At 73.7% G+C, this 22,719-nt stretch carries 18 protein-coding genes; 7 read left to right on the forward strand and 11 right to left on the reverse strand.

Features of this window, described 5'->3' with window-relative positions:
- Positions 1 to 192 precede the first annotated feature (192 nt).
- The 3 genes from ABT034_RS20210 to ABT034_RS20220 form a co-directional block, all read right to left on the reverse strand.
- On the reverse strand, positions 193 to 957 hold the full coding sequence (locus tag ABT034_RS20210) for a hypothetical protein (RefSeq protein WP_351217010.1): 765 nt from the start codon (positions 955 to 957) through the stop codon (positions 193 to 195).
- Positions 958 to 1,105: 148 nt separating this feature from the next.
- Positions 1,106 to 4,453 carry an ATP-dependent helicase gene (locus ABT034_RS20215; RefSeq protein ID WP_351217012.1) on the reverse strand — a complete coding sequence of 1,116 codons (3,348 nt, stop codon included), beginning with the start codon at positions 4,451 to 4,453 and terminating at the stop codon, positions 1,106 to 1,108.
- A gap of 221 nt (positions 4,454 to 4,674) precedes the next feature.
- Positions 4,675 to 5,040 (reverse strand): MGMT family protein, encoded by a 366-nt coding sequence (locus tag ABT034_RS20220; protein ID WP_150503180.1) that lies wholly within the window; start codon positions 5,038 to 5,040, stop codon positions 4,675 to 4,677.
- Between the two features lie 150 nt (positions 5,041 to 5,190).
- Between ABT034_RS20220 and ABT034_RS20225 the strand changes: the two genes are divergently transcribed.
- The 3 genes from ABT034_RS20225 to ABT034_RS20235 all read left to right on the forward strand — a co-directional run bounded on the left by ABT034_RS20225 (position 5,191) and on the right by ABT034_RS20235 (position 11,197).
- Positions 5,191 to 7,884: a lysylphosphatidylglycerol synthase domain-containing protein gene (locus tag ABT034_RS20225; RefSeq protein WP_351217274.1), complete on the forward strand. Its 2,694-nt coding sequence runs from the start codon at positions 5,191 to 5,193 to the stop codon at positions 7,882 to 7,884.
- Positions 7,885 to 8,004: 120 nt separating this feature from the next.
- A complete protein-coding gene (locus ABT034_RS20230; RefSeq protein WP_351217014.1) occupies positions 8,005 to 9,579 on the forward strand; it encodes an alpha/beta hydrolase in 1,575 nt (524 codons plus the stop codon).
- A gap of 52 nt (positions 9,580 to 9,631) precedes the next feature.
- On the forward strand, positions 9,632 to 11,197 hold the full coding sequence (locus tag ABT034_RS20235; RefSeq protein ID WP_351217016.1) for an alpha/beta hydrolase: 1,566 nt from the start codon (positions 9,632 to 9,634) through the stop codon (positions 11,195 to 11,197).
- A gap of 66 nt (positions 11,198 to 11,263) precedes the next feature.
- Here ABT034_RS20235 and moeZ read toward each other — a convergent pair whose 3' ends face one another.
- The 7 genes from moeZ to ABT034_RS20270 form a co-directional block, all read right to left on the reverse strand.
- Positions 11,264 to 12,442 carry an adenylyltransferase/sulfurtransferase MoeZ gene (gene moeZ, locus ABT034_RS20240; RefSeq protein WP_351217018.1) on the reverse strand — a complete coding sequence of 393 codons (1,179 nt, stop codon included), beginning with the start codon at positions 12,440 to 12,442 and terminating at the stop codon, positions 11,264 to 11,266.
- 63 nt (positions 12,443 to 12,505) lie between these two features.
- The gene (locus ABT034_RS20245) at positions 12,506 to 13,252 is read right to left on the reverse strand and encodes a spherulation-specific family 4 protein (RefSeq protein WP_351217020.1); all 747 of its coding nucleotides are present in this window, start codon (positions 13,250 to 13,252) and stop codon (positions 12,506 to 12,508) included.
- Positions 13,240 to 14,211 carry an NAD-dependent epimerase/dehydratase family protein gene (locus ABT034_RS20250; RefSeq protein WP_351217022.1) on the reverse strand — a complete coding sequence of 324 codons (972 nt, stop codon included), beginning with the start codon at positions 14,209 to 14,211 and terminating at the stop codon, positions 13,240 to 13,242. The genes ABT034_RS20245 and ABT034_RS20250 overlap by 13 nt, the downstream gene beginning before the upstream one ends.
- A 130-nt stretch (positions 14,212 to 14,341) precedes the next feature.
- Positions 14,342 to 15,622 carry a hypothetical protein gene (locus tag ABT034_RS20255; protein WP_351217024.1) on the reverse strand — a complete coding sequence of 427 codons (1,281 nt, stop codon included), beginning with the start codon at positions 15,620 to 15,622 and terminating at the stop codon, positions 14,342 to 14,344.
- Positions 15,615 to 17,273 carry a DUF3492 domain-containing protein gene (locus tag ABT034_RS20260; protein WP_351217026.1) on the reverse strand — a complete coding sequence of 553 codons (1,659 nt, stop codon included), beginning with the start codon at positions 17,271 to 17,273 and terminating at the stop codon, positions 15,615 to 15,617. Before ABT034_RS20260 ends, ABT034_RS20255 begins: the two co-directional genes overlap by 8 nt.
- Before the next feature lie 220 nt (positions 17,274 to 17,493).
- Positions 17,494 to 18,870: a DUF3152 domain-containing protein gene (locus ABT034_RS20265; RefSeq protein ID WP_351217028.1), complete on the reverse strand. Its 1,377-nt coding sequence runs from the start codon at positions 18,868 to 18,870 to the stop codon at positions 17,494 to 17,496.
- A 44-nt stretch (positions 18,871 to 18,914) separates the two neighbouring features.
- The gene (locus ABT034_RS20270; protein ID WP_351217030.1) at positions 18,915 to 19,883 is read right to left on the reverse strand and encodes an alpha/beta fold hydrolase; all 969 of its coding nucleotides are present in this window, start codon (positions 19,881 to 19,883) and stop codon (positions 18,915 to 18,917) included.
- Between the two features lie 140 nt (positions 19,884 to 20,023).
- Here ABT034_RS20270 and ABT034_RS20275 point away from each other — a divergent pair, with 140 nt between their 5' ends.
- The 4 genes from ABT034_RS20275 to ABT034_RS20290 all read left to right on the forward strand — a co-directional run bounded on the left by ABT034_RS20275 (position 20,024) and on the right by ABT034_RS20290 (position 21,841).
- Positions 20,024 to 20,239, forward strand: coding sequence for an Rv3202a family protein (locus ABT034_RS20275; protein WP_351217032.1), 216 nt, complete (start codon positions 20,024 to 20,026; stop codon positions 20,237 to 20,239).
- Between the two features lie 145 nt (positions 20,240 to 20,384).
- Positions 20,385 to 21,044: a TetR/AcrR family transcriptional regulator gene (locus ABT034_RS20280; RefSeq protein WP_073809023.1), complete on the forward strand. Its 660-nt coding sequence runs from the start codon at positions 20,385 to 20,387 to the stop codon at positions 21,042 to 21,044.
- Positions 21,045 to 21,171: 127 nt separating this feature from the next.
- Complete coding sequence (locus tag ABT034_RS20285) at positions 21,172 to 21,399, forward strand: DUF3107 domain-containing protein (protein ID WP_351217034.1); 228 nt, start codon at positions 21,172 to 21,174, stop codon at positions 21,397 to 21,399.
- 169 nt (positions 21,400 to 21,568) lie between these two features.
- Positions 21,569 to 21,841, forward strand: a complete 273-nt coding sequence (locus ABT034_RS20290) for a hypothetical protein (RefSeq protein WP_351217036.1) — start codon at positions 21,569 to 21,571, stop codon at positions 21,839 to 21,841.
- 51 nt (positions 21,842 to 21,892) lie between these two features.
- Here ABT034_RS20290 and ABT034_RS20295 read toward each other — a convergent pair whose 3' ends face one another.
- Entirely contained in the window at positions 21,893 to 22,615 is a 723-nt protein-coding gene (locus tag ABT034_RS20295; protein WP_351217038.1) for a ferritin-like fold-containing protein, read from the reverse strand.
- Between the last annotated feature and the right edge of the window lie 104 nt (positions 22,616 to 22,719).

Genomic DNA, 22,719 nt, shown 5'->3' on the forward strand with positions numbered 1-22,719 from the left:
GTGCTGCGGGCTGGGATCGAGTGCTGGCGTCTGTTGGCGGCCGGTGACGGTTCCTGCTCGGGGGCGCCGATGTGCAGACGACGGCCGCGGCAAGGAGCTTGCGGTGGGAGTGGGACGTCATGGGAGCCTCCTCGCGGATTCCCCGAAGCTCCCACCAGGGTCGCCCCCCGCGCGCGTGGCCGCTACTTCTCGTCAGGAAGCGCCCTTCATCAGCTGCTCCATGTCGACGACCTGGTCGGCCGGCGGGGGCGTGGCGGTGACCGGCTTGTCGTAGTCGCTCAGGGTGACCGTGCCGGGCTCCTTGCCGCCGGTCTCGACGACGCGGAGGACGTACGGCTTGGCGGCGTCCTTGGCCACGTACATGGTGGTGGTCTCGCCCTTCTCCCCCTTCTTCGTCAGCACGGCGGCCGGCTTGCCGTCGACGTCGGCGTCGGCGCCGCGGGTCATGCCCTTGCGCGGGGTCTCCTCGTCCATGTCCTTGACGATGGTCTTGAGGTCGCAGAAGGCGGCGGGGTCGTCCTCGCCGGTCCCGGCGGGCATCTTCAGCCAGCGGCCCTTGAGCAGCACGGACATGGCGCCACTCTCCTCCGCCGACGCGCCGTCCTCGCCGCCGGTGGCGCGCCAGAAGGCGTCGTCGCCCTTCATGTAGCTGACGCCGCCGGTGCCGACGACCTCGGCCTTGCCGCCCTTGGCGGCCTGCATCGTGCCCTTGCACGAGCCCTTGGCGTCGACGGAGAAGTCGATCGTCATCTGCTCGCCGTCGGTCGTGCCGGTGCTGTTCATCCGGAAGGCGGTGGCCGCCTTCGTCGTCTCGACAGCCTTGTCCGCGATGGCGTCGGCCGTGAGACCCGCGAAGGGGTCGGCGGCCTTGTCGTCGCCCGTGGAACAGCCCGTGACACCGGCGACCACGGCCACACAGACCGTCGCCGCCGCCCAGAGCTTCCTGTTGGCCCTCATCCGCGTACTCCTCAGCGTCATTCACAGCTTGTCTTCACGCCGCCCTTACAGGGACGACGCGAGAGAGTGACCAGGAAGGACGGGCAAAGGATGTACGAAAAGGAACGTGAGCCTCCCCACACCGCGCACCGCACGGGCGGCGGAGGTGTCAGTCGACGACCTGGCGGCCCTCGGGCCGGGCGCTGCACGAGGCCCGGAAGGAGCAGGTCGTGCAGTGCTGGCCCGTGGTGGGCGTGAAGCGTTCGTCGAGGACCCGGCCGGCGGCGTTGGCGAGCAGCTCACCGACCCACTCCCCGGCCAGCGGCTGCTGCGCCTGGACCTTCGGGAGGGCGTCCCCGCCCTCCTTCTGCGGGGCGGCCTGCCGCAGCTGTACGAGTTCGGCGCCGCCCGGCTCCGGCCGGTGGCCGTCGAAGACCTCGTCGAGGGCGCCCTCCCGGACGGCGAGCTGGTAGACGGCGAGCTGCGGGTGGTGGGCGACCTCGTCCTTGGTGGGGGCCGACTTGCCGGTCTTGAAGTCGACGACGTACGCGCGCCCGTGTTCGTCGGTCTCGACGCGGTCCATGGAGCCCCGGATGCGGACCTCGTACTCCCCCGCCTCCAGGGTCACGTCGAAGGCGTGCTCCGAGGCGGCGGGGGTGCGGCCGCCTCGGTCCATGACGTGCCAGCTGAGGAAGCGTTCCAGGGCCACGCGCGCGTGGCTCTTCTCCTGGGCCGACTTCCAGGGGGCGTCGAAGGCGAGGGCGTCCCAGACGGAGTCCAGGCGTGCCATGAGGACGTCGAGGTCGGCGGGGGTACGGCCGGAGGCGACCTCGTCGGCGAGGACGTGGACGACGTTGCCGAAGCCCTGGGCGGCGGTGGCGGGGGCCGCGGCCTTGACCTCGCGGCCCAGGAACCACTGGAGGGAACAGGTCGAGACCAGGTTCTCGAGGGAGCTCGGCGAGAGGGCCACGGGCAGGTCGCGGTCGCGCAGCGGGACCGTGCTCCGTGTCGGCTCGAACAGGCCCCACCAGCGGTCCGGGTGCGCGGCCGGGACCAGTGGATGTCCGTCCTCGTCGGTGAGCGCGGCGAGCCGGGCCAGGCGGTGGGCGGCCGCGTCGCGGAGCGCGGGCGAGGCCGCCGGGTCGACGGTGGTGGCGCGCAGCTCGGCGACGAGGGCGGAGACGGCGAGGGGGCGGCGGGGGCGGCCGGGCACGTCCTTCGGCTCGGCGCCGAACTCGGTGAGGAAACGGGACGGCTGGTCGCCGTCCTCGGCGGGGGCCTTCACCGCGGTGACGACGAGCCGCTCACGCGCGCGCGTGGCGGCGACGTAGAAGAGACGGCGTTCCTCCGCGAGGAGGGCGCCGGGGGTGAGGGGCTCGGCGAGGCCGTCGCGGCCGATGCGGTCGGCCTCCAGGAGGGAGCCGCGGCGGCGCAGGTCGGGCCAGAGGCGCTCCTGGACGCCGGCGACGACGACGAGGCTCCATTCGAGGCCCTTGGAGCGGTGGGCGGTCATCAGGCGGACGGCGTCGGGGCGGGTGTGGCGGCGGGTGAGGGTGTCGGCGGCGATGTCCTGGGCGTCGAGTTCTTCGAGGAAGTTGAGGACACCGCGGCCGCCGACGCGTTCCTCGGCGCGGGCGGCGGTCTCGAACAGGGCGCAGACGGCGTCGAGGTCGCGGTCGGCGTTGCGGCCGGCGGGACCGCCGCGGAGGGCGGCGCGTTCGAGGCGGCCGGGCCAGGGGGTGCCGCTCCAGAGCACCCAGAGGGCCTCCTCGGCGGTGCCGCCGGCGGCGAGCCGGGTGCGGGTCTCACGGAGCAGGTCGCCGAGCCTCTTCGCGCCGCGGGCGTACGCGGGGTCGTGGGCGACGAGGCGTTCGGGCTCGGCGAGGGCGCGGGCGAGGAGGACGTCGGAGGGGGGCGGGACCTTGTTGCCTGCGGCGCGTTCCTCGTCGCGGAGGGCCCGCCCGAGGCGGCGCAGATCGGCCGGGTCCACGCCGGCGAGGGGGGAGGCGAGGAGTTCCAGGGCGGTCTCGGTGGGGAGCCAGGCGGTGGGGTCCGGACCGTGTTCCGAAGGTGCGGCTTCGTCGGGGGTTGTGCCCACCCGTTCCGCCCCGGCGGAACGCATGCCCACAACGGGGTCCGCGCCCGACACCGCTCGCAGCGCCAGCAGCAGGGGGGCTACCGCCGGTTCGTGGCGTAGCGGTGTGTCCGCCGCGTCCGTCTCCACCGGGACGCCCGCCGAGGTGAGGGCTCGGCGGAGGGGCGGGAGGGAGGAGGCGGCGCGGGTGAGGACGGCCATGTCCTGCCAGGGGACGCCGTCCTCCAGGTGGGCGCGGCGCAGCAGGTCGGCGATGTTCTCGGCCTCCGCCGACGCCGTCGGGTACGTGTACGCCTCCGCCCCGCCCCCGTCCCGTACCGCCGTCAGGTCGCGGTGGGCGCGGACCTTGTCGGCGGGGAGCCGGGGCATCGGCATGCGCTGGGCGAGCAGCCGGGTCGCGCCGAGGAGGCCTGCTCCGGAGCGGCGGGCGGTGCGCAGGACACGGACGTCCGCGCCGCCGAAGGAGGAGGGGAAGTCGAGGATGCCGTTCACGTCGGCGCCCCGGAAGGCGTAGATGGACTGGTCCGGGTCGCCGAAGGCGACCACCGTGCGGGGCCCGCCGCCGGCGAGCGCGTGCAGGAGCCGGACCTGGGCCGGGTCGGTGTCCTGGTACTCGTCGACGTAGATCGCGTCGTACGCGGGCAGGCTGACGTTCCCGGCGAGCAGCACGGCCCGGTGGACGAGCTCCGTGTAGTCGAGGACGCCCTGGAGGTCGAGGACGTCGAGGTACTCGGCGAGGAAGCCGGCCGCCGCCTTCCAGTCCGGGCGGCCGACCCGCTCGGCGAAGCGGGCGAGCGCGTCCGGTCCGAGGCCCAGCTCGCGGGAGCGGGCGAGGACGGCCCGTACCTCGTCGGCGAAGCCGCGGGTGGTGAGGCAGGCGCGGAGTTCGTCGGGCCAGCGGATGTTTCCGAGGCCGTTCTTCTCCAGGTCGATGTGGCCGGCGAGCAGCTCTCGTACGGCGAGGTCCTGCTCGGGCCCGGAGAGCAGCCGCAGCGGTTCGGCGAAGAGTTCCGCGTCCTGGTGGGCGCGGATCAGGGCGTAGCAGTACGAGTGGAAGGTGGTGGCCTGCGGCGGGCGGCGGCCGCCGAGCCGGGCGGCCATGCGGTCGCGGAGTTCGACGGCGGCCTTGCGGCTGAAGGTGAGGACGAGGAGGCGTTCGAGGTCGGCGCCGTTCTCCATGCGGGCGGCGACGGCCTCGACGAGGGTCGTCGTCTTGCCGGTGCCGGGTCCGGCGAGGACGAGAAGCGGTCCGCCGGAGTGGTCAACCACTTCCCGTTGGGCTGCGTCCAGCTGAGGGGGATCCATCGGGGCCGGCGTGGTACGCACCAGTCGGTACGCGCCCGGGGTCCGCTGCCGTCCCGAACCCGGGTACGGCTGTCCCTGGTGCGACGGCGTACGCCGGGTGGTGGAGGAGGTACTCACGTGGGTCGCCGGTCCTGGTGGGAGTGGTGGTGCGGGTGAGACGGCCGTCCGCCGCGGCCGGCCTCCGCGTGCGGCGGCCCGGCGCCTCGGGAGACGCGCACGTCGACGTTACGCGAAACGGGCCGTCGCCGAGCCGTACTCCGTGCCCCGATCCGTACCGCACGGCCTCCGTCGGGCGCGGCGCGTGCCCCGTCCGGCCCGTGCTCCCCGGGACGGGGCGCTCAGGTGTGAGTTCCGTCCCAGCGGGCCCGCCGCATGTCGATCCTCGGGACGTGCCCCTCGGTCGCCGGGCCGGCCTCGCGCAGCGGGGTGCCCTCCTCGCGGTAGTGGCCGAGGGCCCTCAGTTCGTGCCCGGGCAGCAGCGTGCCGTCCGCGCGGACCACCCGCCACCAGGGCGCGGTCCCGCCGTACAGGGCCATCACCCGGCCCACCTGGCGCGGCCCGCCCTCGCCCAGCCACTCGGCGACGTCGCCGTAGGTCATCACGCGGCCGGGCGGGATCCCGTCGGCGACGTCGAGTACCCGCTCCGCGTACTCGGGCAGTTCCCCAGTCTCCCCCACAGGCACCTCCATGCTCATCCGCCCCATCGTGCCTCACCCCACCGACATGGCCCTGATGCCTCCGCGCGGCGGCTCTTCGTGCCACCATCGTGCGGGCGGTGACTGGTGATACGAGATCAAGAGCGACAAATACAAGAACGAGAACGACAAGACGCGCATGCAGAGACGGACATGGTGATGGGCCAGGACATCCAGCCTCCGGAGGAGGCTCAGCCCGACGTGCCCGAGCGGGTCTCCGGCGACGAGCCGCTGCTCGCCGCCCGCGTCCACCGGCCCTCCGACCTGATGCGGCTGCTCTCCGGTCTCCTCGCCATCGGGCTCGTCATCGCCGTCGCCGCGTTCGCCCACGCGACGACCTCGGGCCTGGAGCAGGACATCAACGAGGGCGCCGGTGGCGCCCCGGACGTCTTCGTCAAGATCGCCGGTCTCGTCTCCTCCATCGCGGTCCTGCTCGTCCCCGTCGCCTTCGCCATCGAGCGGCTGATCAAACGCGACGGACTGCGCATCGCGGACGGCGTCCTCGCGGCCGTCCTCGCGCACGGCGTCACCCTCGCCACCGACCTCTGGGTCGCCCAGGCCGCGCCCGGCACCATCCGGGACGCGCTGACCCAGCCCCAGTCCGGCGGCGGGCTCACCGACCCGGTGCACAACTACCTGGCCCCGGTCATCGCGTACATGACCGCCGTCGGCATGGCCCGCCGACCACGCTGGCGGGTGTCGCTCTGGGTGGTGCTGCTGCTCGACGCGTTCACGATGCTGGTGGCCGGCTACACCACCGCGCTCTCGATCATCCTGACCGTCCTGATCGGCTGGACGGTGGCGTACGGCACGCTGTACGCGGTCGGCTCCCCCAACGTCCGGCCCACCGGCCAGACCCTCCTCGCCGGCCTGCGCCGGGTCGGCTTCCGGCCGGTGACGGCGCTGCGCGCGGAGGGCGTGCCCGACTCGGCGGACAGCGCGGACCGGGGCCGCCGGTACATCGTGACCCTGGAGGACGGACCACCGCTCGACGTCACCGTCGTCGACCGGGAACAGCAGGCGCACGGCTTCTTCTACCGCGCGTGGCGGCGGATCACCCTGCGGACGATCACCACCCGCCGCTCGATCGTGTCGCTGCGGCAGGCCCTGGAGCAGGAGGCGCTCCTCGCGTACGCGGCGATCGCCGCCGGGGCGAACGCGCCGAAGCTGATCGCCACCTCGGAGCTCGGCCCGGACGCCGTGATGCTCGTGTACGAGCACATCGGCGGCCGGAGCCTGGACTCGCTCGACGACCACGAGATCACCGACGAGCTGGTCCGCAGCGCGTTCCGGCAGGTGCGGGCGCTCCAGTCGCGCCGGATCGCGCACCGCAGGCTCACGGGCGACGCGATCCTGGTGGATCGTTCCGGCAGGGTGATCCTGACCGATCTGCGCGGCGGCGAGATCGCCGCCGGCGACCTGGTCCTGCGGATGGACATCGCGCAGCTGCTGACCACCCTCGGGCTGCGGGTCGGAGCCGAGCGGGCGGTCGCCGCGGCCGTCGCGGTACTCGGCCCCGACACCGTCGCCGACTGTCTGCCGCTGCTCCAGCCCATCGCGCTGAGCCGCTCCACGCGCGCGACGCTCCGGAAACTGGCCAGGGAGAGGTCGGCCAGGGAGCGGGAGGCCGTGGTCGCCGCCTCGGAGGCGGCCAAGCACGAGCGGGAGCTGGCGAAGGCGCACCCCGCGGAGGCCGCCGCGGATCCCACGGTCGTACGCGCCGAGATCAAGGCCGGGACCAAGGCCGGGTCCAAGACCGAGCCCAAGGGTGGGACCAAGGCCGAGAAGAAGGCGGACAAGAAGGCCGAGAAGCGGGCCCTCGACACGGCGCTCGACGAGGCCCGCGAGGAGGACCTGCTGGCCCAGATCCGCCAGCAGGTGCTGCTCATCCGCCCGCAGGCGCCCGTGGAACCGGTCCGCCTGGAGCGGATCAAGCCGCGGACCCTGGTCAGCCTCATCGCCGGCGCCGTCGCCGCGTACTTCCTGCTCTCGCAGGTCGCCAGTACACCCCTGTCGACGGTCAGCGAGGCGGACTGGCGGTGGGTGGCGGCCGCCGTGCTGTTCTCCGCCGTCAGCTATGTGGCGGCGGCGATGAGCCTGCTCGGCTTCGTCCCGGAGCGGGTCGGGTTCTGGCGGACGGTGGTGGCGCAGGTCGCCGGCTCGTTCGTGAAGATCGTCGCCCCGGCGGCGGTCGGCGGCGTCGCCCTGAACACCCGCTTCCTCCAGCGGGCGGGCGTACGGCCGGGGCTCGCGGTGGCGAGCGTCGGCGCCTCGCAGCTGTTCGGTCTCGGGGCGCACATCCTGCTCCTCCTCTCCTTCGGCTATCTGACGGGCACGGAGAAGTCGCAGTCGTTCACCCCGTCGAGGACGGTCATCGCCGGTCTGCTCACGGTCGCGGTGCTCGTCCTGGTGGTGACGGCGATCCCGTTCATGCGGAAGTTCGTGTCGACGCGGCTGCGGTCGCTCTTCGCCGGTGTGGTGCCGCGCATGCTGGACGTGCTCCAGCGGCCGATGAAGCTGATCACGGGCATCGGCGGGATGCTGCTGCTCACCGGCGCGTTCGTGCTCTGCCTCGACGCCTCGATCCGGGCCTTCGGCCACGGCCACCCGTCGATCAGCTACGCGAGCGTGGCGGTCGTCTTCCTCGCGGGCAACGCCCTCGGCTCGGCGGCGCCGACGCCGGGCGGTGTCGGCGCGGTCGAGGGCGCGCTGACCCTCGGTCTGGTGGCGGTGGGCCTGCCGATCGAGGTCGCGACCCCGGCGGTCCTGCTGTACCGCCTGCTGACGCTGTGGATCCCGGTGCTGCCGGGCTGGATCTGCTTCAACTGGCTGACGAAGCGCGAGGCGCTGTAGCCGGCCGAGGACCAGCAAAGGCGTGGTGACCAGTCGCCATGCTGACGCTGCCGTCCCGCTCGCCACCCGCATGGCCCCCCGTCCCGCGCGGGGGCCGTGGCGGCGGCCCACGATGGTCCCATGCCCCTCTCCGCCGCCCAGCGCGCCGCTCTGCTGACCGCCACCACCGTGCTGCTCGCCGCCGGGTGCTCGGACGGGGGAGACGAGGGGGCGGATACGACGAGGCCGAGCGGCTCGGCGGGGCTCGCGGCCCTGACGGCGCAGCGACTGGACTGGGCGCCGTGCCCGCCGCCCTCCGTCGCCGAGGGCGGCGGTGAGGCGCCCTCCCCGCTCCCCGGCGGCGCCGCCTGGGAGTGCTCCTTCCTCCAGACGCCGCTGGACTGGTCGGCGCCGGAGGGCGAGACCATCGAGCTCGCCCTCATCCGGGCCCGTGCCCGTGACAAGGACCGGCGGATCGGTTCGCTCGTCTTCAACTTCGGCGGGCCCGGCGGCTCCGGCCTCACCGGCCTTCCCGGCTTCGCCAAGCAGTACGAGACCCTGCGCGGCCGCTACGACCTGGTCTCCTTCGACCCGCGCGGGGTGGGCCGCAGCGACCCCGTCGAGTGCGCGACCGACAAGGAGCTCGACGCCTACTACGCCCTGGACTTCACGCCCGACGACGAGGCCGAGGAGCGGACGCTCTCCGACGCGCAGAAGAAGTACACGGCCGGCTGCGAGAAGGACTCCGGCCGAGCCCTGCCGCACGTCGGCACCGAGAACGCCGCCCGGGACATGGACCTGATGCGCCAGGTCCTCGGGGACGACAAGCTCCACTACGTCGGCATCTCGTACGGCACGGAACTCGGCGGTGTCTACGCCCATCTGTTCCCCGACAACGTCGGCCGGGCCGTCTTCGACGCCGTGGTCGACCCGGACGCCGGCGTCGAGGACGGCGCGCTCGGCCAGGCGAAGGGCTTCCAGCTCGCCCTGGACAACTTCGCCCGGGACTGTGTGGACCGCGGCGACGAGTGCGCCCTGCCCGGCACGAGCGTCGCCCAGATCGAGTCCTTCGTCACGGACCTCCTCGCGGCGCTCGACAAGGACCCGATCCCCGGCATCGGCGACCGCGAACTCACCCAGACGCAGGCCACCAACGGCATCGCGCAGGCCCTGTACTCGAAGGAGCTCTGGACCTATCTGGAGCAGGGGCTCGAAGCGGCCGACGGCGGCGACGGGGCGTTGCTCCTCTCGCTCTCCGACTCCATGAACGGGCGCCGCCAGAACGGCTCGTACAGCAACATCCAGGCCGCCAACGCCGCCATCAACTGCGTGGACTTCAAGGAGCGCTACACCCTCGGCCAGGCGAAGGAGCGGCTCGGCCAGTTCCGCGAGGCCTCCCCCGTCTTCGGCGACTTCATGGGCTGGGCCCTGTCCAGCTGCTCGCAGTGGCCGGTGGCCGGGACCTGGGAGCACCCGGACGTCTCCGCGCCCGGTTCGGCGCCGATCCTGGTCGTCGGCAACACCGGCGACCCCGCCACCCCGTACGAGGGCGCCCGGTCGATGGTGAACGCGCTGGGCCAGGGTGTCGGTGTGGAGCTGACGTACGAGGGCGAGGGCCACGGCGCCTACACCAGCGGCAGCGCGTGCGTGAAGAAGGCGGTCGACGCGTACCTCCTGGACGGCAAGGTCCCGGCCTCGGGGACGGTCTGCAAGTAGGACACCCGGCCCGCCTAGGATGGCCGCCTTGCCGGGATTCTGGGGGGTACACATGTCCATACGCGTACGCATGACGGTGCTGGCCGTGACCGGGGTGCTGGTGGCGGGCTGCACGAGCACAGAGGGCGGGGAGAGCGGGGACGCCAAGCCGCCGACCACCGCCCCCGGCTCCCCCTCGCCCTCCGCCCCCGCCACGGCCACCGCGAAGGCCCTGCCCACGGTCCCGGGCCCCCTCACCGGCCAGCGCCTCACCTGGAAGCGCTGCCCGGCCCCCGAGGGCGGGCAGAAGCCGGGCGCGCAGTGGCGCTGCGCCACGGTGACGGTGCCGGTGGACTACGCGAAGCCGGACGGCGCCACCCTCCCGGTCGCGCTGATCCGCAAGGAGGCCACCGACGAGCGGGGCCGCATCGGTTCGCTCCTCTTCAACTTCGGCGGCCCCGGCGGCTCCGGGGTGGAGACGCTGCCGCAGCTGGAGGACGAGTACCGGAAGCTCGGTGAGCGGTACGACCTGGTCGGCTTCGACCCGCGGGGCGTGGGCCGCAGCGCCGGCGTGGTCTGCCGGACCGACGCCGAACAGGCCGCCGCCGAGGCCGTCGCCGACCTCACCCCGGACTCGGCCGCCGAGGAAGCCGCGTACCTGAAGGACAGCGCCGACTTCGGGGCCGGCTGCGCCCGCCGCTCCGCCCCGCTCCTCCCCCACACCACGACCACCGCCACCGCCCGCGACATGGATGTGATCCGGCAGGTCCTCGGGGACGAGAAGCTCCACTACTTCGGCATCTCGTACGGGACCCAGCTCGGCGGCACGTACGCCCACCTCTTCCCGGGGAACGTGGGCCGGCTCGTCCTCGACGCGGTCGTCGACCCGACCGCCGACTCCGTCGGGCACGCCCGGCACCAGACGGTCGGCTTCCAGCGGGCCCTGGACAACTACCTGAAGAGCACCGGCCAGGACCCGAAGGCCGGCACCGAGCGGATCGCAGGGCTGCTGCGGAAGCTCGACCGCGCGCCGCTGACGGTCGGCGAGCGGCGGCTCACCGAGAGCCTGGCGCTCACGGGCATCGCGGTCACGCTGTACGGCCAGGCCAACTGGCCCCTGCTGACCGAGGCCCTGGCCGAGGCCGAACAGGGGCGCGGCGACGCCCTGCTCCAGCTCGCGGACGCCTACAACGACCGGGACGAGAAGGGCCGTTACTCGACCCAGTCGCACTCCCAGCGGGCCATCTCCTGCGCCGACTCCAGCGAACGCCCGACCGCGGCGCAGGCGAAGGCGCTGCTGCCCGAGTTCCGCCGGCTCTCCCCCGTGTTCGGCGCGATGCTCGCCTGGGACACGGCGGGCTGGTGCGCGGACTGGCCGGTGAAGGGCGAGCGGGCCACCCCGGAGGCGAGCGCACCGGGCGCGGCGCCGGTCCTGGTCGTCGGGACGACGGGCGACCCGGCCACGCCGTACGAGGGCGCGGAGAAGATGGCGAAGGAGCTCGGGGACGGGGTCGGTGTCCTGCTCACCAACAAGGGTGAGGGCCACGGCGCCTACGGCACCTCGGCGTGCGTGACGCGGACGGTCGACGCGTACCTCCTGAAGGGCACGGTCCCGAAGTACGGCACGACCTGTTCGTGACGGGAACGCGGAAGGGCCCGGACCTCGCGCCGAGGTCCGGGCCCTTCCGTGAGTCGTCCGGCGGGTCTAGTAGACCGGCTTCTCGGGCTCGATCTGGTGGACCCAGCCGATCACGCCGCCGCCGACGTGCACCGCGTCCGCGAAGCCCGCGGACTTGAGCACCGCGAGGACTTCCGCACTGCGGACACCCGTCTTGCAGTGCAGGACGATCCGCTTGTCCTGCGGGAGGTCCTGGAGGGCGGTGCCCATCAGGAACTCGTTCTTCGGGATCAGGCGCGCGCCGGGGATCGAGACGATCTCGTACTCGTTGACCTCGCGGACATCGATGATGTCGATGTTCTCGCCCTCGTCGATCCACTCCTTGAGCTGCTTCGGAGTGATCGTGGAGCCGAGGGCCGCCTCCTGGGCCTCCTCGGACACGACGCCGCAGAAGGCCTCGTAGTCGATGAGCTCGGTGACGGTCGGGTTCTCGCCGCAGACCGCGCAGTTCGGGTCCTTGCGGACCTTGACCTGGCGGTACTGCATCTCCAGGGCGTCGTAGATCATCAGCCGGCCGACCAGCGGGTCGCCCACGCCGGCCAGGAGCTTGATGGCCTCGGTGACCTGGATGGAGCCGATGGACGCGCAGAGCACGCCGAGGACGCCGCCCTCGGCGCAGGACGGGACCATGCCCGGCGGCGGGGGCTCCGGGTAGAGGCAGCGGTAGCAGGGACCGTGCTCGGACCAGAAGACGGACGCCTGGCCGTCGAAGCGGTAGATCGAACCCCAGACGTACGGCTTGTTGAGCAGCACGGCCGCGTCGTTCACCAGGTAGCGGGTGGCGAAGTTGTCCGTGCCGTCGACGATCAGGTCGTACTGGCTGAAGATGTCCATCACGTTCTCGGCCTCGAGCCGCTCTTCGTGGAGGATCACGTTCACGTACGGGTTGATGCCGAGCACGCTGTCGCGCGCCGAGGCGGCCTTGGAACGGCCGATGTCGGCCTGGCTGTGGATGATCTGGCGCTGGAGGTTCGACTCGTCGACCTCGTCGAACTCCACGATGCCGAGCGTGCCCACGCCGGCGGCGGCCAGGTACATCAGCGCCGGCGAGCCGAGGCCACCGGCGCCGACACACAGCACCTTGGCGTTCTTCAGCCGCTTCTGCCCGTCCATCCCGACGTCCGGGATGATCAGGTGGCGGGAGTACCTGCGGACCTCGTCTACGGTGAGCTCGGCAGCCGGCTCGACCAGGGGTGGCAGCGACACGGGGGCTCCGGTGGTCGGTATGTCAGTACGGTTGTTCTCCCCGTAACACTGCCACGCCCCTTCTCATTCCGAGACACCCGGTCCGATCCGCGAGACGATTTCGTCCCAGTAGCCGGGCAGCGAGTGGAATGGTGCGGTTTGTCCCGGGGCCCCTGTCCGGTCGGTGAAGAAGATCGTCCCGGCCCCCTGCCAGCGGGCGATCCGCAGGGCCTCGTCGAGGTGGGTGCGCGGGACCCCGTGGACGAGGTGGACGAACTTCGTCTCCGTGTACTCGGCGGTCCACTCGGCCACCTGCGACCAGCGGTAGTCCACCCAGGCGCCGGAGAAGGTCACCAGCTGGTCGGCGGTCTCGGCGTACCCCGGGTGGGGATGGGTGCCGTGGCCGAGGACGAGGTGGGCCTCGCCGCCGAGGACCGCCTCCAGGGTCGCGGTGACCCGCCGCACCCCGGCCAGGTCCGCCCGGTCGGCGGGGCAGCGGTCCAGGTAGTAGCCGTCGACCTTGTACCAGTCGAGGAAGCGGTGGGCGTCGGAGACGAGCTCCCCGAACGGCCGGGAGCCGTAGGCCGCGTCCAGGTGTCCGAGGACCCTGACCCCGGCGTTGCGGAGCTTCCCCGCCGCCTCCAGGCAGTGCGGGTCGGGCCGGCTGCCCGGGCCCTCCGCCACGTTGAGCACCGCCCAGTGCAGCGGGGTCCCGGGGCGGGTCAGCTCGCCCCACTCGACGGGGGCGAGCAGCGGGTGGGCGTAGCCGGGGACGCCCACCCCCACGGCCTGGACCGCCCCGGTCGCCGTGCTCGTCGTCAGATGCGACACGCCGCCTCCATCCAGATGTCGGCGAGGGACTCCTCCAGGTTGATCCGGGGCCGCCAGCCGAGCCGGTCGCGGGCGGTGCGGACGTCGGCCTGCTGCCAGGGGCCGCAGCCGTCGGGGTACGGGTAGGGGGCGGAGGCCAGCTGGTCGGCGATGGTCCCCTCGGAGCGGGGGGCGCCGATCATCGGGCGCTGCGGCATGCCGTGCGGGGCGTCCAGCTCGTGCAGGTTGCCGGAGTAGCCCGCGACCCTGGCGAGGACGGCGGCGGCGTCGCGGAGCCGGACGGCGCGGCCGGTGCCGATGTTGACGACGCCCTGGGCGGCGGAGAGCGAGGCCGCGTGGACGGCCCGCGCCACGTCCCGTACGTCGACGAAGTCCCGCTGCACCCCGAGGCCGCTGAGCTTGAGCTCACCGTCCCCGGCCTGCATGGCCCGGCGCATCGCCTCGGCGAGCCGGCCGAGGGGCGAACCCGCGGGCGTGCCGGGGCCCACGGGCGAGAACACCCGGAGCACCACGGCGTCGAGCCCCGAACCCAGGACGAGTTCGGTCGCCGCCAGCTTCGACACCCCGTAGGGGCCGCCGGGGCGCGGCACGGCGTCCTCGGCGGTGGAGGCGCCGGGCTGGCTCGGCCCGTACTCCGAGGCGCAGCCGACCTGGACGAGCCGGGCGCCGCAGCCGCTGCGGCGCAGGGCCTCGCAGACGGTGGCGACGGCGACGGTGTTGTGCCGGGTCAGGTCGCGGGCGCCGCCGCGGGTGGCGCCGGCGCAGTTGACGACGACCCCGGGGTGGACGGCGTCGAGGAAGCGGGTCAGCGCGCCGGGGCTGCCGGAGGCGAGGTCGAAACGCACGTCGGCGTCGTCGCCCCGGCCGAGCGCGGTGAGGTGCACGGCCGGGTCGGCGAGCAGTCGGTCGGCGACGAAGCGCCCGATGAAGCCGTTGGCTCCGAGCAGTAGCACCCTCATCGTGCGGCCCCTTCGTGCCGACCGGCCGTTCCTTGGGGTTGCGGGGTCATGGTCTTCGGTCTCCTTGCGGGGTGGTGGGAGAGGTGACGGGGCACGCCCGCGGCGTCGGCTCCGCGGGTGTGCGGGGGATTCACGGGGCGGTGTGGGCCGAGGCCCGGACGAGGGCGCCGGACGCGTGGGCCAGCAGGCCGAGCGCGGCGGCGCCGCAGACGAGGGTGGGTACGGCCCCGGGGCCCCAGGCGTCGACGACGGCACGCACGGGTGCGGCGAGCGCGTCGAAGCCGGGGACGGGGACGCGGGCGGCGAGGACGCTCGCGAGGGCGAGGGCCTCGGCCGCGCCGGCGGCGGCGAGGGCGGCCGTGGCCGTCTCGGGGAAGCCGTGGACGGTGAGGAGCCGGGCGAACAGCAGGAGCGCGCCGAGGGCCAGGGCCCCGGAGCTGAACCCGGTGAGCCCGAGCAGGACGGTGAGGGCGAGGAGCTGGAGGGTCACGGTGCCGAGGAGCAGCGGCCGGGTGCCGGCGGCGAAGTCGGCGAGTCCCCGGCTGTCGGCGATCCTGCGGCGCGCCCGGTTCGCGAAGAGCTGGGCGCACCAGGCGGCGGGGGCGACGGCGAGGGCGAGGCCGAGGAGGGGGCCCGGGGCCAGGTCCCAAGGGCCTTCGGGGCCGCCGCTGAGCACCTGCGCCAGGAGCCCGTCGCCGCAGACGGCGTACGCCAGCAGCCAGAGGGTCCAGAGACGCGCGGCGGGCACGGCGGCGCCGTCGGGGGCGCGCAGGGGGCCGCGCCGGACGGCGAACAGGAGGGCGCCCGCGAGCAGGAGGGCGCCGGTCGCGCCGACCGCGAGACGTACGGGCCCGTGGGTGACGGCGAGCCCGATGCCGGTGAGCGCGGCGGCGGCGCCGGGGGTGAGGACGGCGAGCACCCACGCGTCGGTACGGGGTGCCACCGGCGCCGGGGGCGGCGCGGACTCGCCGCCGCGGGGCACGCGCGCGTACAGCTCCTCGGCGAGCGAGAAGACGTCCCGGTGCCGGAACCGGGCGGCGGTCCGGTCGGTGAACCCCTGGGCTTCGAGCCCTGCGGCGATCTCCAGCGGGTCGACGGCCCGCGCGCAGAGCTCCCGGTGCCGGTGCATGAGCACCTTCACGGGGTCGGCGTTCCCGCGCCGGGCGCGGGGAGCGGCGGGGGCCGGGTCCGGGGGTAGGTCCGGGTCCGGGGGCAGGGCCGTGTCCGGGGCGGGGGTCGGAGGCGGGGCTATCCCGGAGGGTGGCGGGTCCTCGGGGGCGTGCGGGGCGGGAGTCTCGGTGGCGAGGGGGGTCAGGGCGGGGGTGCCGAGGAGGGCTTCGGAGCGGGCGTCCCAGGCTCCGGGGCTCGTCGGGGCGGCGGAGCCGCGCATGGGGGTGTCTCCTTCAGGCATCGGGGGCTCCTGTCCCGGCGGCCACGGCCTTGGGCGCCCAGCTGCCCGGTACGTGCGCCTCTGCGGGGTGGGCGAAGAGCACGCCGTCCCCGGCGCGGTGGCGTACCGGCGCGTGGGAGAGGAGCTCCAGGTAGATGCCGCGGAACGCGGCGAGGTTCTGTTCGACGGTGAAGAGTTCGAGCGCGCGGGCGCGGGCGGCGGCGCCCAGGCGGTGCCGGCGGTCGGGGTCGCGGAGCAGCGCGAGGCAGGCGTCGGCGAGCGCCCGGGGGTTGCGCGGGGGGACGACGAGGCCGGTGCCGCCGATGATCTCGACGACCGCGCCGACATCGGTCGAGACGGTGGCCCGCGCGCAGAACATCGCTTCGACGAGGCTGGCGGGGAAGCCCTCGACGACGCTGGACAGGACGACGACCGCGCCGGAGGCGTAGGTGTCCTCCAGGGTGGGCGCCTCGGGGCCGCCGAGCTCCTCGAAGGTGACCGGGTTCTCGCCGACGGCGTGCGCCCCGGCGGCCTCGTCGGGGAAGAGCTGCGCCGCGAGCCCCTTGCAGTGCGCGAGGTACGCGCCGGCTCCGGGTTCCCGTACGGGCACGGCGACGATCCTCAGCCGGGCGTCGGGCTGCCGGGCGCGGATCTCCGTGAAGGCGTGCAGCAGGGCGATGAGGTCCTTGGCGGGTTCCACCCGGCCGACCCAGACCAGGGTGGTGGGGTCGCCGCTCTCCTCGTCCTCGCCGACCTCGGCGAAGCGGTCCGCCGCCATGCCGGGGTGGACGGTGCGGATCCGGGCCCGGTCGGCGCCGCACTTCTCCTGCCAGCGGCGGGTGTGGGCGTTGCCGGGGGTGAGGAGCGCGGCCTGCTGGTAGACCTCGGCGGCGAGTCGGCCGTGGAGGGCGGCGAGCAGGGTGCGCAGCGGGGCGGAGCGGTCGGCGCCGGCGGCCGAGAGGTAGTGGGAGCGGAGCGGTACGCCGTACTCGGTGACGAGCAGCGGGGTCCCGAAGAAGCGCCTGGCCAGGAGGCCCGGGAGGGCGGTGGTGCCGCCCGCGGCGGCGTGGCAGAGGTCGGCGGCGCCGAGTGCGTCGTCCGTGTACCAGTCGAGGGAGAGCGGGCGCAGGGCGCGGGCCAGGTGCTCGGCGAAGGCGAGGTGGTCGGGGAGCCCCGCGGCGGCCGCGCCCCGGCGTGCGCCGGGCGCGCGGGAGGCGGATTCGAGGACGCGGACGGCGTCGTCGGAGCGGAGCGCGCCGGTCAGTCCGCCGCGTTCGCGGGCGAGTTCGGCGAGGGCGTAGAGCCCGGTGGCGAAGGCGCTCTCGGCGCGAACCCCGTCCGCGTCCTCCGCGCAGAGGCCGATCGCCAGTTGGTGGAAGGCCTCGGTGAAGCGGCGGCGGTCACGCCGGCCGTAGGCGCGGCGGGTGGCGCGGTCGCCGAAGGCGGTCCGTTCAAGGAGGTTCCTGCCCGCGGGGGACGCGTCGGCGCTCCCGAGGTCCGCGGCCCGCGCGACGCGGGTGTTCGGGGGGAGCGGGCGCGGAGTGCCGGAGCCGCCGAGGGCGTACAGGTCGAACTGGTGCTGCCCGAGTCCGCGCACGAGGCGGTCGCACCAGACTCCGGTCTCACCGTCGGCGTACGGGTAGCCACCCTCGGTGAGCAGTCCGATCCGCACGAGTTCACCCCCGATCTCCCTTGACGGCGGCCACCGTTGGTCCGGCGACTCGCAGCGGGACGAACGTAAGCGGTGACACCGGGGGTGCGACGGACGGTTGTCCGTCGCACCACTGGAAGGGGTGAATGCACGTAACTTTCCCACCCCGGTTGCGTTCTGTCGCGCTAAGCGGCGGAACGGTCACGGAGCGTCAAGCATCGGCCGACGATGCCCGCCGGCCTCAACTTCCCGGATACACCCACGGGTTGGGCCGGCACTTGATCCCTCTGATGTTCAGGGACTTCGTCTGCTGCTGCATCACGGGGGCGAGCGCGCCGGGGGTGTCGCAGTTCACGTGGCCGTGGCCGAGCCGGTGCCCGACCTCGTGGTTGATGAGCATCTGGCGATAGGCGAGCATCGCCTTGGGGCCGAAGGTCTCGGAGCCCTGGGCCCAGCGGAAGGCGTTGATCATCACGCGGTCCGTGGCGGCCGAGTCGCAGGACACGTTGTCGACCGTGGTGTCGAGGCCGGACTTCGCGCACCAGGCACCGGTGGTGCCGGGGCTCGCGAGCGTCAGGACGAAGTCGGTCTCCCCGCCGGAGACGCGCTCGAAGGTCATCGCACCCCGGCCGGCCCAGCTGCGCGGGTCGTTGAGGGTCTTGAACACGGTCGCGGTGAAGAGCTCCTGGTCGAGACCGAGGCCCTTCTCGATGTCGATCCGGTAGCGGACCAGACGCCCCTTGCCCGGTGCCTTCTGGAGACCCGGCACGGCCTCGAACTCGCCGGAGCCCTTCAGCTTCGGGTCGATCGGGTACTGGCGGGTGATCAGCTGCTCGTACGTCGGCGGCGCGGGGGCCACGGGCGCCGGCTTCGCCGGGGCGGCCCGCTCCTCGGAACGGGAGGCGGAGCTGTCCTCCACGGACCGGTCGGCCGGCTGTTCGGCGGCGCGCGGGGCGGCCGGTACCTCTCCCGCGTCGGTGACCTGCCCGGTGACGACGACGGCGAGGACGGTGGCGACGGCGGCGGCCGCGACCCCGGTGAGGGTGCGGCCCATGCCCCCGATGCCGGTCGGCGCGTCCGCGTCGGGCACGTCCTCGTGACGGGGCCCGGGGATGAACGGCGCCTCGGAAGCGCCCTGTTCGGGCTGGGTGGCGCGGCGGTGCGAGCCGCGCCGGGGGCCGTACCGCTCGGGCCCCGGCGCGGAGCCCTCGTCGTGCTGCGGATGCCCGCCCCGTACGGGTGACCCGAAGACGGGCACGCCGTGCGCCGGGGTGCCCGGCGTCCCGTGGGCGGGGGTGTCGCGGACCCCACCGGCGTACGAGGAAGCGGAGGCGGCAGCGCCCCGGGGCGGGGTCCCGTACGTCGGGGTCCCGTGCGCGGGAGTTCCGTACACCGGGGTCCCGTGCGCGGGTGTCCCGTACACCGGAGTCCCGGCCGTCTCCTGGTCGCCGCCCGTCGTCCTGCGGCGGCGCCCGGTCCCCGGCGCGCGCCCGGCCGCCGGGCCGGACACGCCCGCCGGGCCTGCCGGGCCCGATGCGCCCGCTGGCCCCGCCGCTCCCGCCGTGCCCTGTGTCCCCGCCGTCCGTCCGGCCGGCGCCTGCTGCCCGGTGTCGGCCATCGGGGGCGCGGCCCCCTTGCGACTATGTCGTCCCACGCCCCGGTTCAGCTCCCGCCGTGATCGACGATCAGGTCCCGGGCGGCCTGGGCGACCGTCTCGGGGTACTCCATCATCGCCACATGTCCCGCGTCCGGAAGCGTCAGGAGGCGCGAACCGTGGAAGGCGGCGGCCGCCTTCCTGGCCGTACGGAACGATACGAGCTGGTCGCGCCCGCCGTACACGAGCAGTGTCGGCGCGAGGACCCGCTCGGCCTGCCGCCACAACCCGTGCTGGCCGCCGAGCGTGTACGCGTCGACGATGCCGCGCGAGGAGCGGGCCATCGCGTCCCAGAAGTACGGGAGCTCCAGGCGCCGCTCCATCTCCTCGACGGCGTGCTGGAGGCCTTCGTCGGTGACCCGTCCGGGGTCGCCGTAACAGAGTGCGAGGACCCCGCGGACCCGCTGCTCGGCCGTCCAGTCCTTGGTGAGCTTGGCGAAGAACGAGGCGACGCCGGGCACCGCGAGCAGCGCCGTGGGCCAGGCCGAGCGCTGGGCCCGCAGATCGGGCAGGGCCGGCGAGACCAGGGTGAGGGTGCGGACCAGGTCGGGCCGGACGGCGGCGACGCGGGTGGCGACGGCGCCGCCGAGCGAGTTGCCGAAGAGGTGGACCGGGCCGCGCGCCGCCGAGTCCAGGAGCCGGATGACCGCGCGGGCGTGCCCGGTGACCGAGTAGTTGCCGTCGTCGGGCGGCGGCGAGTCGCCGAAGCCGGGCAGGTCGACGGCCTCGCCGTCGACCAGGTCCGCGAGCAGCGGCATGAGGGCGGACCAGTTCAGCGAGGAGCCGCCGAGGCCGTGGACGTACAGCGCGGGCGGGAGACCGGCCCTCGTGCCCGGCCGGGCGCGCACGGTCAGCGTGAGTCCGGGCAGCGACACGGAGCGGAGCTCCTCGCCGTCGGCGATCCGCACGGCGCGGGTGACGCGCGGTTCGGACGGCTCGGCGGCGGGCCGGGTTTCCGGCAGCTCGGTCGACGACATGGCCGCAATATTACGAGACGATCACGCGCCGAGGCGTGTGGGTGCGGTCACACGTGCGTGTGCGGCGGGACGCATGAACTCCTAGGCTCGGGAGAGAGGGCCATCGAGAGGACCGCGACTCGCATGCCGGGAGGCAACGCATGACCGTCGATCCGACCGAGCCGGACACGTTCACCGAGGAAGAGGTCGAGGTGCTGGACGAGGAGATTCCGGAGGCGGACGCCGCCGAACAACACACCGACCTGCAGCAACGCGAGGACGAGCCGCTCACCCATGTCGAGCGCGATTCGGCGAACGAGGCCGACTCGTCCGAACAGGCGCGTGTGGTCGCCCTGGACGAGGACGACTACCGCTGATTTGTTCGGTTTAATCTTGAAGCGACTGTCGACCTGGGCGTCCGGTCCGTGAAATTCTGCGTTCGCACCGCGCACAGCCGGGTTACCCAAAAGTACGATGGCCACGCGCGCGACAGCGCGTATTGATCGAATTTTGGGAGGCCGCGTGAGCGCCATCGAGCAGACAGAGGCAGCACGCCCTCGTGGCACGCGCCTGCCGCGACGTGCCCGACGGAACCAGCTCCTCGGCGCGGCCCAGGAGGTGTTCGTCGCCCAGGGGTACCACTCCGCCGCGATGGACGACATCGCCGAGCGCGCGGGCGTCAGCAAGCCGGTGCTCTACCAGCACTTCCCCGGCAAGCTGGAGCTCTACCTGGCCCTGCTCGACCAGCACTGCGAGTCCCTCCTCCTCGCGGTGCGCACGGCCCTCGCCTCCACCACCGACAACAAGCTGCGCGTCGCGGCCACGATGGACGCCTACTTCGCCTACGTCGAGGACGAGGGCGGCGCCTTCCGGCTGGTCTTCGAGTCCGACCTGACGAACGAGCCGGCCGTACGCGAGCGCGTGGACCGGGTGAGCCTGCAGTGCGCCGAGGCGATCTCCGACGTGATCGCCGAGGACACCGGCCTGTCCAAGGACGAGTCGATGCTGCTCGCCGTGGGCCTCGGCGGCGTCTCCCAGGTCGTCGCCCGCTACTGGCTGTCGAGCGAGTCCGCCATCCCCCGCGACAAGGCGGTCGGACTGCTCACCTCGCTCGCCTGGCGCGGCATCGCCGGCTTCCCGCTCCACCCGGTGGACGGCCAGCTGAGCGCCGAGGGCCACTGAGCGTTCCCGTCGGCTGTTCGCTCCTGGCGTGCGCCCACTGAACCGTGCGGGTCCCCTCACCGGGCTAATGTGTGCAGCGTACGGCGCGGGTATTCGCGCAACGCTGACCGTTCGGAGGGACATAGCCGTGGAGGTCAAGATCGGCGTGCAGCACGCACCCCGGGAGATCGTTCTGGAGAGCGGGCAGTCCGCCGAGGAGGTGGAGCGCGCCGTGGCCGACGCGCTGGCCGGCAAGGCGCAGCTGCTCAGCCTCTCGGACGAGAAGGGCCGCAAGGTCCTGGTCCCGGCCGAGAAGATCGCGTACGTGGAGCTCGGCGAGCCCACCGTGCGCCGGGTGGGCTTCGGCACGCTCTGAGCCCAGGATCTACGGGGAAGGCCCGGCGGACCGTCTCGGTCCACCGGGCCTTTCGCATGCCCGCGGGGGGGGCACGGAGGGACCTACGGGAGGGTTGCGTTCCGGTCGCCACGGGTAGGTAGGGGGCGACCGCACCACCCGCCCCGCAGCCCCCGCGAGGTGATTCGTCTTGTTCCTGGAAGCCCTCGGTTCCGCCCTGCTCGGTTTCGCCCTGGCCTGGGCCGCCGTGCACCGGCTGCCCGACCGCCTCCCCGTCCGGGTGGTCGTCCTCGCCACCGGCACGCTGGGCGGCGTCTTCGGCGCGCTCGTCACCCATGGGGCGCTCGGCCCCGGTCACTTCCTCGCCACCCTCATCGGCGCGGTGGCGGTGGCGGCGGTGCTGCTCTCGCTGCTGATCCGCCCGGCTTCGCGTCGCCGGCTGCGCCGATCAGCGGCGGCGTGAACAGCGCCGCACACCTTCTCCGTACGAACGGGTTCTCCGCTCGGACGGGCCTCAGGCGGCCAGACCGAGCGCGGCCATGCGCTTCGTGTGCGCCTCGGTGATCCGGGAGAACATCCGGCCGACCTCCGCGAGGTCGAATCCGTCCGCCACACCGCCGACCAGCATCGTCGACAGCGCGTCGCGCTCGGCGACCACGCGCTGGGCCTGCGAGAGCGCCTCGCCCATCAGCCGGCGCGCCCAGAGCGCGAGCCGTCCGCCGACCCGCGGGTCCGCGTCGATCGCGGCGCGGACCTTCTCGACGGCGAAGTTGCCGTGGCCGGTGTCGTCGAGCACGGAGAGGACGAGCCCCCGGGTGTCCGAGTCGAGGCGGGCCGCGACCTCCCGGTAGAAGTCACTGGCGATCGAGTCGCCGACGTACGCCTTGACCAGGCCTTCGAGCCAGTCCGACGGCGCGGTCAGACGGTGGAAGTCGTCGAGCGCCTTGGCGAAGGGCTCCATGGCGGCGGTCGGCTCCGCGTCCACGGCCGCGAGGCGGTCCCGCAGCTGCTCGAAGTGGTGGAACTCGGCGGAGGCCATCTTCGCCAGCTCCGCCTTGTCCCCGAGGGTCGGCGCCAGCTTGGCGTCCTCGGCGAGCCGCTCGAAGGCCGCGAGCTCCCCGTAGGCGAGGGCGCCGAGGAGGTCGATCACGGCGGCGCGGTACTGCGGCTCGGCGGCTGCCGTCGCCCAGTCCTTGGCGGCGATCCCGGTGGGCGTGGCGTTGTCAGGCGTCTCCATGGAGCGCAGAATAGCCCGCTCGCGTACCCGGCGAAGGTGCTGGTCAGTCAGTGTGACCGTGCCCTCATCACCATTTCTCCCAACACACATGCGCGATTCCGGGG

The sequence above is a fragment of the Streptomyces sp. NPDC002773 genome (assembly GCF_040295605.1).
Lineage (GTDB): Bacteria > Actinomycetota > Actinomycetes > Streptomycetales > Streptomycetaceae > Streptomyces.

Bases quoted from the DNA above. Each gene is read 5' to 3' on its own strand.
- ABT034_RS20250 (WP_351217022.1), bottom strand. From the start codon at position 14,211: ATGAGGGTGCTACTGCTCGGAGCCAACGGCTTCATCGGGCGCTTCGTC.
- ABT034_RS20265 (WP_351217028.1), bottom strand. From the start codon at position 18,870: ATGGCCGACACCGGGCAGCAGGCGCCGGCCGGACGGACGGCGGGGACA.
- ABT034_RS20275 (WP_351217032.1), top strand. From the start codon at position 20,024: ATGACCGTCGATCCGACCGAGCCGGACACGTTCACCGAGGAAGAGGTC.
- ABT034_RS20295 (WP_351217038.1), bottom strand. From the start codon at position 22,615: ATGGAGACGCCTGACAACGCCACGCCCACCGGGATCGCCGCCAAGGAC.
- ABT034_RS20235 (WP_351217016.1), top strand. From the start codon at position 9,632: ATGTCCATACGCGTACGCATGACGGTGCTGGCCGTGACCGGGGTGCTG.
- ABT034_RS20225 (WP_351217274.1), top strand. From the start codon at position 5,191: ATGGGCCAGGACATCCAGCCTCCGGAGGAGGCTCAGCCCGACGTGCCC.
- ABT034_RS20220 (WP_150503180.1), bottom strand. From the start codon at position 5,040: ATGGGGCGGATGAGCATGGAGGTGCCTGTGGGGGAGACTGGGGAACTG.
- ABT034_RS20210 (WP_351217010.1), bottom strand. From the start codon at position 957: ATGAGGGCCAACAGGAAGCTCTGGGCGGCGGCGACGGTCTGTGTGGCC.
- ABT034_RS20270 (WP_351217030.1), bottom strand. From the start codon at position 19,883: ATGTCGTCGACCGAGCTGCCGGAAACCCGGCCCGCCGCCGAGCCGTCC.
- ABT034_RS20255 (WP_351217024.1), bottom strand. From the start codon at position 15,622: ATGCCTGAAGGAGACACCCCCATGCGCGGCTCCGCCGCCCCGACGAGC.
- ABT034_RS20230 (WP_351217014.1), top strand. From the start codon at position 8,005: ATGCCCCTCTCCGCCGCCCAGCGCGCCGCTCTGCTGACCGCCACCACC.